Source organism: Stutzerimonas sp. Brlt_14 (assembly GCF_051948915.1).
Taxonomy (GTDB): domain Bacteria; phylum Pseudomonadota; class Gammaproteobacteria; order Pseudomonadales; family Pseudomonadaceae; genus Stutzerimonas; species Stutzerimonas stutzeri.
This window is the reverse complement of record NZ_JAYJLM010000017.1, coordinates 1-837: the sequence shown is the minus strand read 5'-3', so window position 1 is coordinate 837 and position 837 is coordinate 1. Positions and strand designations below refer to the sequence as shown.

Genomic DNA, 837 nt, shown 5'->3' with positions numbered 1-837 from the left:
AGAGTATAAAGGCAAAAGCGCGCTTGACTGCGAGACAGACACGTCGAGCAGGTACGAAAGTAGGTCTTAGTGATCCGGTGGTTCTGTATGGAAGGGCCATCGCTCAACGGATAAAAGGTACTCCGGGGATAACAGGCTGATACCGCCCAAGAGTTCATATCGACGGCGGTGTTTGGCACCTCGATGTCGGCTCATCACATCCTGGGGCTGAAGCCGGTCCCAAGGGTATGGCTGTTCGCCATTTAAAGTGGTACGCGAGCTGGGTTTAGAACGTCGTGAGACAGTTCGGTCCCTATCTGCCGTGGACGTTTGAGATTTGAGAGGGGCTGCTCCTAGTACGAGAGGACCGGAGTGGACGAACCTCTGGTGTTCCGGTTGTCACGCCAGTGGCATTGCCGGGTAGCTACGTTCGGAAGAGATAACCGCTGAAAGCATCTAAGCGGGAAACTTGCCTCAAGATGAGATCTCACTGGAGCCTTGAGCTCCCTAAAGGGCCGTCGAAGACTACGACGTTGATAGGTTGGGTGTGTAAGCGCTGTGAGGCGTTGAGCTAACCAATACTAATTGCCCGTGAGGCTTGACCATATAACACCCAAACAATTTGGCTGTTAGACGGTAAGTCGACAAACAGACCGAAAATCTGCACGAACACGCAATACCGATTCGATCACATACCCAATTCGCTGCAGCGGCTAAACCCCGAGGCAGCAACCGAATTGCTTGACGACCATAGAGCGTTGGAACCACCTGATCCCATTCCGAACTCAGAAGTGAAACGATGCATCGCCGATGGTAGTGTGGGGTTTCCCCATGTGAGAGTAGGTCATCGTCAAGCTC

2 rRNA genes are annotated in these 837 nt (G+C 52.9%); both read left to right on the top strand.

Annotated features, from left to right (window positions below):
* A 23S ribosomal RNA gene (locus tag VF716_RS20310) occupies positions 1-585 on the top strand; the annotation flags it as partial.
* Positions 586-719: 134 nt separating this feature from the next.
* Positions 720-835: ribosomal RNA gene (rrf, locus tag VF716_RS20305) — 5S ribosomal RNA — on the top strand.
* The last annotated feature ends 2 nt before the right edge of the window (positions 836-837 follow it).